Source organism: Mesorhizobium sp. ArgA1, from assembly GCF_053714375.1.
This window is the reverse complement of record NZ_JBSKBQ010000032.1, coordinates 14,198-27,998: the sequence shown is the minus strand read 5'-3', so window position 1 is coordinate 27,998 and position 13,801 is coordinate 14,198. Positions and strand designations below refer to the sequence as shown.

The 13,801-nt window shown below is 59.0% G+C and carries 13 protein-coding genes; 9 read left to right on the top strand and 4 right to left on the bottom strand.

Features of this window, described 5'->3' with window-relative positions; all coding sequences use genetic code 11:
- Positions 1-150: 150 nt before the first annotated feature.
- The 3 genes from ACWGTI_RS30490 (at position 151) to ACWGTI_RS30480 (ending at position 2,210) form a co-directional block, all read left to right on the top strand.
- Complete coding sequence (locus ACWGTI_RS30490) at positions 151-741, top strand: hypothetical protein (RefSeq protein ID WP_454590440.1); 591 nt, start codon at positions 151-153, stop codon at positions 739-741.
- Positions 742-954: 213 nt separating this feature from the next.
- On the top strand, positions 955-1,488 hold the full coding sequence (locus tag ACWGTI_RS30485) for a hypothetical protein (protein WP_454590439.1): 534 nt from the start codon (positions 955-957) through the stop codon (positions 1,486-1,488).
- Entirely contained in the window at positions 1,461-2,210 is a 750-nt protein-coding gene (locus ACWGTI_RS30480) for a hypothetical protein (protein WP_454590438.1), read from the top strand. The genes ACWGTI_RS30485 and ACWGTI_RS30480 overlap by 28 nt, the downstream gene beginning before the upstream one ends.
- Before the next feature lie 349 nt (positions 2,211-2,559).
- Here ACWGTI_RS30480 and ACWGTI_RS30475 read toward each other — a convergent pair whose 3' ends face one another.
- The gene (locus ACWGTI_RS30475) at positions 2,560-2,877 is read right to left on the bottom strand and encodes a hypothetical protein (RefSeq protein ID WP_454590437.1); all 318 of its coding nucleotides are present in this window, start codon (positions 2,875-2,877) and stop codon (positions 2,560-2,562) included.
- A 147-nt stretch (positions 2,878-3,024) separates the two neighbouring features.
- Positions 3,025-3,477 carry a helix-turn-helix domain-containing protein gene (locus ACWGTI_RS30470; protein WP_454590436.1) on the bottom strand — a complete coding sequence of 151 codons (453 nt, stop codon included), beginning with the start codon at positions 3,475-3,477 and terminating at the stop codon, positions 3,025-3,027.
- A 591-nt stretch (positions 3,478-4,068) separates the two neighbouring features.
- Between ACWGTI_RS30470 and ACWGTI_RS30465 the strand changes: the two genes are divergently transcribed.
- Positions 4,069-4,410 carry a hypothetical protein gene (locus tag ACWGTI_RS30465; protein ID WP_454590435.1) on the top strand — a complete coding sequence of 114 codons (342 nt, stop codon included), beginning with the start codon at positions 4,069-4,071 and terminating at the stop codon, positions 4,408-4,410.
- Positions 4,411-4,743: 333 nt separating this feature from the next.
- Here ACWGTI_RS30465 and ACWGTI_RS30460 read toward each other — a convergent pair whose 3' ends face one another.
- Both ACWGTI_RS30460 and ACWGTI_RS30455 read right to left on the bottom strand, forming a co-directional pair.
- Positions 4,744-5,052, bottom strand: a complete 309-nt coding sequence (locus ACWGTI_RS30460; protein WP_454590434.1) for a hypothetical protein — start codon at positions 5,050-5,052, stop codon at positions 4,744-4,746.
- Between the two features lie 142 nt (positions 5,053-5,194).
- Complete coding sequence (locus ACWGTI_RS30455) at positions 5,195-5,347, bottom strand: type II toxin-antitoxin system TacA family antitoxin (protein ID WP_454590433.1); 153 nt, start codon at positions 5,345-5,347, stop codon at positions 5,195-5,197.
- Between the two features lie 939 nt (positions 5,348-6,286).
- Between ACWGTI_RS30455 and ACWGTI_RS30450 the strand changes: the two genes are divergently transcribed.
- The 5 genes from ACWGTI_RS30450 to ACWGTI_RS30430 all read left to right on the top strand — a co-directional run bounded on the left by ACWGTI_RS30450 (position 6,287) and on the right by ACWGTI_RS30430 (position 13,392).
- Positions 6,287-7,459, top strand: a complete 1,173-nt coding sequence (locus ACWGTI_RS30450; protein WP_454590432.1) for a tyrosine-type recombinase/integrase — start codon at positions 6,287-6,289, stop codon at positions 7,457-7,459.
- Between the two features lie 32 nt (positions 7,460-7,491).
- Positions 7,492-8,997 carry a site-specific integrase gene (locus ACWGTI_RS30445; protein WP_454590431.1) on the top strand — a complete coding sequence of 502 codons (1,506 nt, stop codon included), beginning with the start codon at positions 7,492-7,494 and terminating at the stop codon, positions 8,995-8,997.
- Positions 8,990-11,365, top strand: coding sequence for a hypothetical protein (locus ACWGTI_RS30440; protein ID WP_454590430.1), 2,376 nt, complete (start codon positions 8,990-8,992; stop codon positions 11,363-11,365). Before ACWGTI_RS30445 ends, ACWGTI_RS30440 begins: the two co-directional genes overlap by 8 nt.
- Complete coding sequence (locus tag ACWGTI_RS30435; protein WP_454590429.1) at positions 11,358-11,801, top strand: hypothetical protein; 444 nt, start codon at positions 11,358-11,360, stop codon at positions 11,799-11,801. The genes ACWGTI_RS30440 and ACWGTI_RS30435 overlap by 8 nt, the downstream gene beginning before the upstream one ends.
- Before the next feature lie 223 nt (positions 11,802-12,024).
- Positions 12,025-13,392 carry an ISNCY family transposase gene (locus ACWGTI_RS30430; RefSeq protein ID WP_454590428.1) on the top strand — a complete coding sequence of 456 codons (1,368 nt, stop codon included), beginning with the start codon at positions 12,025-12,027 and terminating at the stop codon, positions 13,390-13,392.
- Positions 13,393-13,801: the final 409 nt, after the last annotated feature.

Below are 13,801 nucleotides of genomic sequence, written 5' to 3'. Positions count from 1 at the left end.
CCCAATCGAATCAATTGGGGACTCACAGATTCAGCACTGGCGCCATATGTCACGTGTTAACTCACCCGATTGCCCTGTCCGCCGGAATTTCAGGGCTCGACAGTCACTAGCACATTGATTTAATCATAGGGCATAAAAGCGAGACAAGGAATGCACGAACGCCTGACACTTCTCGCAGTTGCCGCTGCCCTTACGATGACGCCCCACGCTTCGGCTCAGTCGCTCACGCCTGACCCCAACGCCTGGCGCGCTGTCGCCTACGCCGATCTCCAGCTCCCGAACTCGGAAGCTGTGCCCTACGCCTCGCTATGGTCCGATCGGCTGAGAAAGAACAACGACGCCTATGCGGCCAAAGGCGACACGCGCTTTGCGGTCGCCAACGCGCCGGCTTCCGAAAGCCACATCGTCGTACGCAGTCCGACGAAAACCGTCGTCCTCTCGGTCCTGCACACGCTCGTCGGCTGCTCGCCGATCCGCACGGATCCCGTCGGAAATGCCACGCTGAAACGATGCCCCATGCGCTTGGCGGTCTATCAGAATGGCCGATCCATGGTCGCTGACGCTGGAACCGGCTGTTTCATTGAATATGGCCCGCTACCGAACAATGCCCGGCCTGACCTCGCTCGCAATGGTGCTATGGGCGCGTATGATGTTCAGGCCAAAACCATTCGCGCCGGCATCATATTCCAAGGCGAAATCGCTCAGGAATGCCAATTCCGGGTCGCTGTCCCGCAACCCTAGAGGAAGCCCCCCATGGCCGTTGTGTTTCCGGCAGCCTCTATATTCTGAAGGAGTGCAATCATGATCCAGATGGAGAACCTAACCTTATTCCGTACACCAGCCTGCCCCCGGCCATCGCCAGCGGATCAAGGCTTCCCTGGCGGCGGGCGATGCACGGCCTTGACCGCGGCTCCTGGCGGCGGCCGCGGCGGTGTGAAGCTCAGGAGGTTCACCATGTCCACGCTTGCCGCTCTCGCGATGATCCCGACGTCTGCCATTTCCGCACACGCATGGGAGCCTCTAAGCTACGAGTCACTTACATCCGCAGATGCGCAACCGGCAGTACAGACTGCATGGTCCGACATCATCGCCTCGAATACCGCCTATTGGCGAGACGAGCTGCACAGGACCGTTCCCGCCGGACAGATTCCGCCGCTCGACATCCTGTCGAAACCCATCAAGGTCGGATCGCATATCTTTATCGTTTCGATCGCCTCGACCCGCAAATGCGAGGCCGGCGCAAACAGCGCCGGCTCTTCCATAGAGCCGGCGGTCTGCGAGACGCGCGTCGTCGATCCAGACAACGGTAAAGTCGTTGCACGCGCAGAAGCCTGCTACGTGGATCTATCCGATGATGATCGGCCTCAGGCCAATCGCAACGATCGAACTGAGATCGACGTCAATCCGAATTCCCACGAGATCCGTTTTCGTTCCTTCGTCGGTGGCAAGGAATGGTCCCGGTGCGCTACCAGCATCAGATTGCCATGAGGCGCATTCCTATGTCTCGTCTCTTTTCCAAACTCAGCCGAACCCTTGCAGCCGGCGTCTTGGTTTGCACTACCGTGGTCGCAGACGCCGGCGCCAAACAGCAATATTGCGAGGCCACCAATTATTCCGCACAGGACATCACCGATGCGGTAAAAGGCTCATCCCTGCGTGACGAGCTCAAAGCGACATCGTGCAGTCTCGGCGGTCTCGGCCGCTTTGAATCCGGCGGTAACAAAGGTATCTACAACGGCTCTTGCTGCACTGGCATTTTCCAGTTGAACAACACCAACATCAAAAATTATGCCGGCATGTCGCGGTCCGAGTTTGGCTGCCAATCGCTTCAGTTTCAGGCCGATACCTGGGCCAAACTCACCAACGACGGCTATGAATCTACGCCCGTCAAGCAACTCATGCAGATGGGGACCTTCGACGGCCAGAAGGTCGATGCCTCTCTCATCGCTGCCTGTATTCAATTGGGGACTGGCAATTGCCAGCAGATGGTCCGTTCTGGCCGATGCAGCGGCTTTTCCGACATCAACGGAACGACGATATGCGACATGGCGAAGAACGCCCGCTCCATGGCCGATGCCAGTTGCCAGGAAGGTAACACCGCCGCGTGCCTGGGGCCGGGGGATTTCAATACGGGTGACGATACAAAGCTCGCCTCCGCCGCTCCCGGCCCTGTCGGCAGTGATATCAACGTTGCCTCTGGTCAGGTCTGACCACAATTTCCACATTGAAGGCGACGTCTGCGGCTGCAGCCTTGAGAGGGGCGACAAGGGAAAAGTCGCATTCAATGCCCGCACGATCATTTCGCGGCATACACAGAATTTGTCCGAAAACCTATTCGTCTGGTTTTTGATTGGAACGCGTCCGGCTTCACATCGCAATCCGCTCGCTGCGTGGCGAGCTGAAAGCCACATCGCCTTGGTGACTTCAATACGGATGACAACCCAAAGTTTGCTTCCGTCGCTTCTGTCCCTCCGGCAACGGCCCTAATGTCTCGTCCCCACAGGTCTGACGACCATCTTCTCCCACGCCGGAAGGCACCACTCTTTCAGCCCGAAGCCTTCAGTCGGGGAGATTCCGTGAGATCCTCTTGAGATGGCCTGCCAACTCGTCACTTTCGTGCTCGGACCATTGCTCCATTCCAGCTTTGTTGACGTCCGCGGCGACCAAAGACCAAAATACCAGATCCGCGTTCCGTCGCTCGAACAGGGAGGCAACGAGAAACTGCCCGATCACTAAAATGATCATATCCGGCTGCGCCCCCTCCAGCAGAAATTCCGAAACTTTTTCCACCCCTGGTTTCGGATCGCTTTTGACGAACTCGGCCGTCGCCCTGTAGAGCGCGCCATCCCCCGATCCTTGCCAGATATCCGCCAGCATCCACAATCCTCCAGTAATTGGTGCTACCGGTGGACATTGGTCGATTTGCGACGCGCTGTCAAAGAATCGTGAAGTAAAATCTTTCTGTAGTTGGATGCCAATGAAGCACAGGAATCCAATAAGAAAGCTTCTACTTGCTCGTTTGGTCTAGCGGTTTATTCTGCGCCCCCTTTTGGCAGGCGACGCCTGCTTCTTCTCGGAAGGCGACCCTGGAATATTAGCGTTTTCTTTTAAAGAAGGCACGCCACTGAACTCAGTCATCGAACGTTTGACTGCACGCGTGGCCTCGATGTGGTGCGCAATCTCGTCAAAGCTGAAGCCGTACGTCTCTATATCGCGCTTCACGCTATCGTCGTCACCCGTTCGACCGATGAGCGCCCATATCGGCACCTTCAGATGCCGTGCTAGCCTTTCGAGCGTGACAAAAGTAGGATTCCCCTTGCCCGTCCGCAACTGGTAGAGTGTGCCTCTCGAAAGACCGGTGGCGTCCGCGAAGCTCGCATAATCTGGGTACTCATTCTCGATTTGCCGTAGCCGCAGCGCCAGCAGAATCGACAGCCAACCGTCGCTGTCTTCGTTCTTGTTCTTGAAAATCGGCATAGGTTCCCTCCTGCCATTTTGGCGGGGATATGACCCCAATTTCCAGTCAAAAGTCTAGTGGGCTAGCCCAAATGCCGGAGCCGAATATGGGGTGACCTCAGCGGTTCATTCCACAGCACAATAGCATTTTTTATGCCCCCATTGTCGAAAATTGAATAATAGAATGGTAACCATTTTAGTCGTCCGAAAGCCTCAATCTGTTGCGGCACTCTCATCCAGATGGCGACACGGATCTCTGCCCCTGCGGCATGCCTTCGCGCAATCTTCTGTATGCCATTTCGGAGGCTTCAAATCGGTCCGAGGTGAAGCCTCGATGCCACAGCGCGGGGCTGTTTCGAGGGCCTGATTGGCCTCTCGCAAGGTGAATGAGCCTGTGAAAGCCCGACCTCGATATGCCCTTTGAAGTTGGTCGTGGCGATCTGGACAAAACGACGCGCGCTTCCGGCCGCTGTCGCCAAAAGCGGCGCTATCCTCCAGCCGCCAAACGGCGCCATTCCATGTCAGCACCATCCTACCTCCATCGATCATTATAATGACTTTCGATCGGGAGTATTATAATGATCAACCTCGGAACGGGAGGTGCCCTGTGTCATGCTTATGAAGCTAGCGCTTGCAATTTTTACCGGCGGCGTGCTGGCCTACTTCACCCTGCCTGATCAGGAAGCCGGGCTTCGGGTGCTCTGCTTTTCCACGACTTTCTTGATCCTGGCGTTCGCCGCTGCCTGCGTCATTGAATTTCTAATGCACCGAACCTGGCTCTGTCGCCTTCGCGCGCCGCTACAGCCATCGAGCCTTGACGACGAACTTCCCTTGCTTGGCACTGCAAAGCCCCGTCACTCGGACTGGTCCACGTCCGGCGTCGATTCCAAAGATCCAAACCTGGTCTGGCAATATCGCCTCAACGATTCGCGCAGCGACCGCTTCGAACTCTGACACTCCCTACGGCGCCAAGAGCTGCTCGATCAGGCGCAAGGAAGGCTCCTCCTGTTCCACAGGGCTGCGGGCGTTGCTGTGGCCGCTGCTGCCGGAGGGCGCCGGCGTTTAGCCATTCTGGCGAGCGGCACCTTGCGACCAGCTCGCGCTGTTGGTTGGTTTCCTGATCATGTCGATATTCTTTCTCGTGGCGCTCGACCATGCATGAATGAGGCCTGGACAGTCGCCCTTGGTTGGTGGGAAGTGCTCACTCCGTAAACTCGGAGCAGTTCAACGGGCAGCGCCGCCGCCCAGTCAAATTCATCAAATATGCGGGAGTCGCCAATGCTCAGGCTAAGCCGGGGTCAGCTCTATGATTTGGTCTGGTCCAAGCCGATGACGCAGATCGCCCGGGAACTTGGGGTTCGCGATCAGCACATCGCGCAGGCTTGCGATGCCCACGACATTGCCCGCCCGCCTACCGGCCATTGGCAAAAAGTCGAGCACGGCAAAGCAGTACGAGCGGCGACGCTCAGAAACGACAGGTTCGGGGCACACGAGGTTATCATTGTCGGCAAAGTGGGCGCTCGGTGAATGTCTGCGGAAGGACGTCGGAGACGCAATATCCTGATAGACGGCTTCAGCCGTGCGGCGCTGATGCATGAGATCTCGCCCGGCAAAGGGTGGTCTCGCGGACGAAGAGCAACGCCGGCATGGAGCAGGCAGGGCCGCAGCTGACCGGGCGGCGTTCGGGCCTGGCGCCGGCACCGGGCGGCGTTGGGACGGCGGGCGAGGGGAGGGCCACTCATGCTTTCTCCCAGGGAGCCGGCGTGCGCATGGTCTCGCGCAGACGCTCGTTGGGTTCGGGCGGCATGTCCAGTCGAGCCAAGAATGCGGCATAGGCTTCCGGGTTGGCTGCAATGACGGCTTGGTCAAGAAGCGCTTCTTCGGCTGCCATGCGCGCGTGTGGAAGGGGATGGGATCGAAGTAGACGGCACGGTGGGATTGGTTTTCTTTGAGCTGTCGGGAAATCCTGGCAGCGACATGAAGGCGCGTTTTCCAAGAATTGCGCGTACCGCAACTCGCCGCGCGGCAGGAGTCGAGCGTGCGGATTCAATCTGGCCGCATGGTGGCCGGCGCACGTCCTTACAGTGGACCGAGCGCGTGTAATAGGTGTCGAACAAGGTCGCTTTGGTGCGCGTTACATCTTCTTGCGCTTTCGACTTTCACCCACTTGCTCCGAGACATAACGAAGATCGTCGGTATCTTGGGCGCCGAAAAAAATCTGGACGCGCGCGGCGACGCACTGAGCGAGTTGAAGGGTGGCGCGGACTGATGGAATCCGAAGGGGTCTATTGCATGCCGCACAAGTGAGTGCGCAGAGAAGGGCAGCGAGCCGTCTGACCCGCGCGTTCAGAGAAAGTTAGAGTATCCTGTCAATTCTCATCTGGCGTTGGGTAGTCCTTATGTAGCATTGATCTACCGAACCGAGAGGGCGAACAGTAGCAGTTACTATCAAAAAACATGACAGTTACCAGGACACGTCTGATGCATAGTGTAAATGGTTAATTAATACTAACTTTTACTTATGAAAGTCGCATAATCTATCTTATGGAACTTAGAGGCAGTTCCAGAAGTGTTGCATTGTCAAGTCGCCAGTGCGTTTACGGAGGGCTTCCTTTCTTCCGGAAGAAACCTGCTTCGTCAATGCCATTCGCAGCGTTGAATGAGGTGTTTACGGGCCGCGAAGCGGAGCTCCTCAATAGAGGAGCGTAGCGGCCCGTAAACACCGCTTGGCTGGGGAAACTGCAACGAACCTGTGTCATTCGTTGCAGTTTGAAGTTACCGTCGAGACATGCCGTGTCTGAAGCTGCGCCATTCATCGCTGCCTCGATCCTTGGCTGGCTGGATCCTGACAGACCAGCATGGCCGGCCGCGCTATTGGCCGACGATCTGGGTGGAAATGGTCCATGCGCGCGCGTCCGGTCGAACGCAGCAGGTGCATCTCGGGGCTCTCGACCGCCTGTACGCGTCGGCCGAGACGCAGATAGGAACCGATGGACTGGATAGCGTCCTCGCGGCGGGTGATCTCGATGCTCTTGAGGACGTGCTGGCGGGCTTCCTCGGCAAATTGCGCAATGATGGATTGATCTCCGGAGCAGACCGATCGGGCGCGTGGCGAACAGCAGTCAGATTCGTCAGCGACATTTTGCGATTCCGCCGCAGTTCCACGGACGCAGAGGTATCCGAACTCGAAACAGGTTTGCGACGCCTCGAGCGCCTGTATGCGCAACTGAGCCCCACGCCTCCTTCGACCAGGGCTCCGCTCAGAGCGCTTCCGGCCCTCGTCATCGAGGATCTTTGGGCGCAGTTCGATCCGACCTCGCCGCGCAATCCATTCCGTAGCGCCCCGCTTCGATGGCGCAATCTCCTGATCTTCCTGCTGCTCCTGCATCTGGGCTTACGGCGCGGAGAAGTTGGGCTTCTCCCTGCAAATGCCATCAAGGACGAGTTCGATCCCTCAACCGGTGAGGATCGCTATTGGATCAATGTCGAGTCGAGTCCGGACTTCGATCCCCGCTATGAAGCGCCGGGGCTGAAGACGGAAACCGCTCGCCGGCAATTGCCCGTCTCTCAGGAGGTCTTGAAAGTTCATGACATCTATGTCCGCAATTACCGAGCGAAAGGTCGCCATCCCTTTCTGATCACGTCCCAGCAAGCACGTCCGTTGTCGCTTCGGGCGTTCGGCTATATCTTCGAGGCCATCACCGCGAACTTGTCCGCCCCTGCCCGGCGTGCGCTGGAAAATCGGCGCCTGGATAGCGTATCGGCCCATGATCTGCGCCACACCGCGGCGGTGTTGCGGCTTCATCGTTACGTCGAAGCGGGAAACGATCTGCCGACGGCCATCGAGAAGCTGCGCGTGTTCTTTGGCTGGGCTCACGGCTCGGAAATGCCACGGCTCTATGCCCGCGCCTACTTTGAGCCCACTCTAGCGGAGGTCTGGAACGACAGCTTCGATCGCTTTGTCGAAACCCTGCGTCAGGTAGAGGGAGTTAGCCCCAAATGAGATGCGGAGCAGCCAGCGATCCAGAATTGGAGTTGGCGGATATCCAAGCGGCCTGCGCGTCGCTGCCAGCCCTCCCCTCGGTCATTCGATACTTCGACGACTACACCGAAAAGTATCGTTCGATCAAAGAGCCAGAGCGGCATTCCATCTGGACGCTGGTGCTGGATGGCAACAGCCGAAATCTCGACAGTCGCGTGCTGGGCAAGCACTTCGTGCCCCTGCTGAAGCATGTGTATGCCGTTTGGCTGGCTTCTTGCGATCCCGTAACGGTGATGACTCGATTCGCGAGTCTGAGGGCCCACATCGGCCGCGCCGGCTCGACAACCATCTACCCCATGCTCGTGATGAACCCGGATGCCTGCAGGCGCCTCTGGATCGAGAGGATTGCATCGACTGCACCGTATTGGGAAGTCGGCGCATTGCGCGCCATGCTCCATTCCCTCTGCGATCTGGGTATAGGATCATGGTCCGCAGATCTTCATCCCTTCGTCCGTCGCCTGGCGGGGCCGACCCAGGACAAGTTCCGAGCGGTCAGAACTGGAGACTGCTTCGTGCCGCTCGACCAGCAGGCGCTGATCGTCGACTATCTGGATGACCTGACTGCAAGACTTGCCGACCATGCGGAAAGCGTCGGCGATGTTGAACTTCGCGACGCCTGCGCCGTCATCATCAACTTCCAATATGGATTCCGGCCTGGGCAAATTGCACGCCTGCGGGTAGCTGACGTGCGGCTGCACTTCACCGGAGCTGTCCACCTCTCGCTGCCATTGGCCAAGCGCTCTGTTGCTGCACGGCATCGCGTGACGCGGCGGATCAAGCGCGAATGGTGCCCACTTTTTGCCTCCTATTATCATCGCCGCATTGCTGATGGCGGCCGCGGCCTACTGAAAGGCGGTGCCCCACTGGACTCCTTCCTCGGCCTCGACCCTCATGCCATGAGCACAATGGTTCGGGAGTTCATGGAGGACATTGCCGGGAAAGCCTGGACCGCGACGGATCTGAGGCACACATCCGCGCAGCGCCTCGTCGATGCCGGATCATCCCATATCGGCGTGTCGGAGTTCATGGGCCACGCCAGCCTGAAAACCGCCAACGTCTACTTCGAGACCTCTCCCACGCAGGCGCAGCGGGTGAACGAAGCGCTGGCGATCTCGCCGATCTATGCGTCTGTCGCCGAAGTTGCGCGCACGAAGACGATCGATATCGAAGCCTTGCTCGGCATGCCATCAGACCATCAGATCGGCGGCGTACCCCACGGCATCCCGATCGCCGGGATTGGCGCCTGCTCGTCTGGGCAGAGCTTGTGTTCCCGGAATCCCGTCCTCTCCTGCTATGCGTGCCGTCGCTTTATGCCGCTGCGCGATCCAGGGGTTCACAATCGTGTCGTGGAAAGCCTTCGTCCTGTCGTTGTGGAGTTCGAGGGCGCTTCAAGCGGAAACACGACCTCACCGGCCTTCTCCCAACTCCGCAGGACCCTTGATGCGGCCAGAAGAGTAGCTGCTGATATCGAGGCCGATGAAGGGCGGCGGCATGAATAGCTACTTCGCCTCCTTCATCAGCACCGCCATGGCGGTTGCAGCCGAACACAAGCTGAAGTGGCCCAAAGCGTGTGATGAAGAAGGGCGGCTTTACTATCACGACAGATGGAATCTGACGGCTGCCGTCGGTATGTCGCCTCCCCCCACACTCTGGCTCTCGCATATCGGTTACGATCGGCGCGGCTTGAAGATCCTGAACGATCTTCGCCGGCAGCAAAACCTCGCTCCGGTCCCGGTTTGTCCTCTGCCGTCTCATTGGCGCGACCTCTATGTCGCAACGATAGTCAACGACGTCTTCATCAAAGGGCGGAAGCCGCACGGAGCCTTGGGAAATGTCGCCCGGTGGATCAAGCTCCTGGCAGCCGCCGCTTACCCGGCCGATCCTTGGGAGCTCGACGGCGAGCAGGTCCGGATGGGCTACAACGCGGCACTGCTGATCGGTCAGTCCGGAAAACTGGCCTCGAATTATGAAATGGCCGTCAGGCTCGTCATCGACGGGCATCATCTGGCTGACCGTCCGGGCCTGGCGCGCAGTTGCCTGCCCCTGACTACGATCGAGGCGCAAGCGGCACAAGCCAAGGTGGACGCCGAGCGCAAGCGCGTAAACGGCCATGTCCGCGTCGAGAAGCTCCGGCAGGAACTGTCGGAGCGCAAGGGATCAAACCGGTTGCCAGGAGACAGGGCATTCTGGGAACTGGTGCGTATCGTGTTCACGGTCGAGCCCACGACCTTCTCCGATGCGATCCGCTTCGAGGTCCTGAAGATCGCGTTGGTGACTGGCCTGCGCGCCGGCGAACTTGCATCGCTTCCGGCCGATTGCCTGAGGTGGCGCGAGTACCACGACGCCGATGGGCAACGCGCGGATCGTAAAGGCGGCATTGGTCGATCCCTGATGTTGCGGCACTTCGCCGAGAAACAGGCTGAGGGCCGCCGCCAAGGCGAAATGGTTCTCTACGAGACAGCGCAGCATATCCCGCCGATCTTCGAGGACGTCGTCGTTGAAGCCGTCGAGCGCGTGCGATCGATAACGATGCCGATGCGCGAAAGGCTGCGGGCACAAGCTGCAACCGATCGTCTCCTGCCGGAATATCGCCCTGGCGATCTGGTGCCCGCACACGAAGCGTATGTACGGGTATCGGGTTCGGCCATGTTCTCGAACTTGGAGCTGCCGCCCGATCTCCTCGGGCGGTATCGCGCATGTTACGATCCGGTCGTGGTCGAGGAGATATGGCGCTATCAGATGGATCGGCTCGACGATCTGCGCTTCATCCCGGCAGTGCAGTACTGGAGCAGGTATCGATCGAAGGGATTGATCATACTGCGTGACCACGATGGAATCCCGATCGATGGGAACGCAAAATGGCCGGATGTCTATGTGCGCGTGAGTGAGCTCGAACAGCTGATCCGCAAACACATGCCGACGAAGGTGCCCGACGGCACACCACAAAGGCTCGCTTCCGGACAATTGCTACAGTCGCATGATCATCTGTTCCTGATGCCGGTGCGAGGACTGGTCGAAGGACGCAATGCCGGCATCGTCGACACCACGCGGTACTTCGCTGCCGGTCGGATATCTGTGGGCGACATCATCGGCGCCGTCAGCGCCGTCCAGGGAATCTCGGTCTTCCAACGCTATGGCGAGACCGCGGAGGATCGCGCTCTTGGCCTCGACCCACATCATCTTCGCCATGTGCAAAACACGGAATTGTTCGGGCTCGGCGTATCCGACGCGATCATCACCAAGCGCTTCAACCGCCGCAGCGTGAAGCAGAGCCACGAGTACGATCATCGGTCTTTGCTGGAGGATCTCGACAGCATCGCCCTCCCCGATGTTCCAACCGACGCACTCGGGCCGAGCGCCCGCCAGACGCTCGGAATGATCCTCGCCGGAAAGGTCGAAGGCCCGATCGTCGAAGAGTTCCGTCAAATCCAGAGACGCGACGGCGATGAGGCTGCGTTCTCCTATCTCGAGGCCGAAGCGGACGGGCTCCACGTCACACCCTACGGCTTCTGTCTCAACTCCTTCACCGTCGATCCCTGCCCCAAGCATCTGGAGTGCTTCAACGGGTGCAGGCATCTGACGCGCACCGAGATCGATGCCGAGCGCCGTGCCCTGGAAACCCTGCGCGAGCGGATGCAGCGCACTGTCGATCAGGTCATGGCGACGGCTGAACCCGAGCGATCGATCGGCTGGCAAAACCAGCTCAATCATGCCCGTACGCGCCTTGAAAACATTGAACGGACGCTGATGACAACACCGGGCGAACGCCCCTTCCCTGCCGGTGCTGACCTCTCACGACCGCTGCCCTACCGATCGCCCACAACTATCCTCAGCGCGGCCGGTCTTCCGAGAGGTTCCGATGACTGACCGCGTCGAAGAACTTGCCCGCATTCTGGAGAGGATGCTTACCGAGAACCAGCCTATCACGGCGCGCGCCGTCGTGCGGGCGAGCGACGGCCTCTTCCGGCATGCCAGCGACGTAACACGGCATCCCCGTCGGCGGACGCTTCTGGTGGAGTTCGTGGCGCGACAAACCCTGATCCTGAAAGCGGTCGAATCATCGTCACGGAAATCGAAGAGCGCCCTCGAAAAAGCGTTGGCGAGGAAGCAGCAGCAAATCGACGAACTGATCGCGCAACGCGACCTCCTCGTCGCATCCCATCGCGCCGTCATTCTGGCAGTGACAGAGTTGGGCGGATATCCGGTTTGGAAACGGTTCTTCGACAGCTATGAAGAGGTCACCGCCAGCCTGATCAAAATGGGCGCGCTCCCTCCTGAAAGCGACAGCAACGCACCACCTTGATTGCAACGATTACGCGGAAAACGCCGCTGCAATGCCGCATCAGGCAAGAAGGGCAGACTGACCTTCTAACGCATTGAAAATACGGCAGTTATCGTGGCAGGGGAGCGCAACAATTAACGAAACTGCCTACATTGGAACTAGAAATTGTAGCAAGATAGAAATGTCTTGATTCCGCAAAGTAGGAATGTCGCCCTGCTCGTCGGTGAGCGAGGGAGACGGCGGGTTGGGACTGATTTTGATGAGCGAGCGCGAGCTGCAACGCATCGAGGTGCTGTCGAAGGTTTTGGAGCGGCGCATGACGGTCGTCTCGGCGGCGCATGTGCTGGATATGACGACCCGCCAAGTCCAGCGTCTGCTGAAGGCGTTCAGAGCCGAAGGCGCCGCAGCACTTCGGCACAAGGCTCGAGGACGACCGTCGAACCATCGATATGTCGCCGGCATCGGCGAACTGGCGGTTCAGTTGGTTCGGGAACATTATCTCGACTTCGGACCAACCTTGGCCGCCGAGAAGTTGGCGGCGAACCACGGCCTGATCGTGTCGCGAGAGACGCTGCGCAAATGGATGACTGACGCCGGAATCTGGCTGTCGCGCAAGCAGCGCCGAACATTCCATCAGCCGAGGCTGCGGCGAGAGTGCTACGGTGAACTGGTGCAGATCGACGGCAGCGATCACCGTTGGTTCGAGGATCCTTGCACCCTGCTCGTCTTCATCGACGACGCCACGAGCAAGCTTCAGCAGCTTCGCTTTGTGAAGTCGGAGAGCACCTTCAGCTACTTCGAGGCTCTTGAGCTCCATCTGAAGGCACACGGCTGCCCGGTCGCATTCTATTCCGACAAGCATACGGTGTTTCGTGTCGCAAAGGCCGAGGCTCGCGCAGGCCGGGGCATGACCCAGTTCGGCCGTGCGCTGGCGGAACTCAACATCGAGATCCTGTGCGCCAACTCGAGCCAGGCCAAAGGCCGGGTAGAAAGGGTCAATCGGACTCTTCAGGACAGGCTTGTGAAGGAACTGCGCCTCGCCGGCATATCGGACATCGAAGCGGCCAATGCGTTCCTGCTGGCGTTTACGGCTGATTTCAACGAGAGGTTCGCCAAGGTCCCTACCCGACCGGACAACCTGCATCGCGCATTGAATGTTGCGCCGGATCGGCTGCGTAACGTGCTGTGCAAGCGGGAGCAACGTTATGTCGGCCAGCAATTGTCGTTCTCCTACGAACGCAGGCAAATCATGCTTGAGAAGAACGAGCTTTCGTGCGGACTGGTCGGCAAATACGTCGATATCTACGAGTTCGCCGACGGTCGGCTGGACATTCGATGGAGAGCATGTTCCCTGCCCTACACCGTCTTCGACAAGGAGCAGCGCGTCACGCACACGGCGGTCACCGAGAACAAGCGGCTCGGTGAGTTGCTGACCTGGATCAAAGCTCAGCAGGATGAGGCGCGACCTCCTCCGAAGATCAAGACCAACAGCGAGCAGAGCGCCTACAAGAAGCGCGGAACAAAGCCGGGCCGCAGGACGGAATTCATAAACGATCCTGCTGTCATCGCACGGCGACAACGGGCATTGGCAAGGTTGGCCGCGGCCGAGTGAACCGGCCCTCGAAGCTAAAGCCGAGGGAGCTCTACTGGAACGCACCCGATCGGGCTCTGCAACCCGGACCAGCTTACGCCCGACCGGGCGCTCTGGTCCGTGCCAAGAAGCACGTCACTGTCGCATTTCTATCTTGCTGCACCCTGCCCGTTGGAACGGCTAATGCGACATTTCTACTTTGCAGAGCCGGCGACATTTCTACATCGCCGCCACAGTATTGCCGCCATTTCAGCATGTTAAGCATTGGCTTAGCGCCTCAACCAGACGCTACTTAAGCAATGTGGGCGGTGACGCCTGGCTGCGGGCGTCCGCCAGCCAATGTGGCCCAGCCGCGAGGTACCATTTTTTCACGCCCCAGACGCTTGACGTCAGGCTGTCGTCAGGAAGGTCTCCTAATCAGTTTCTGCCG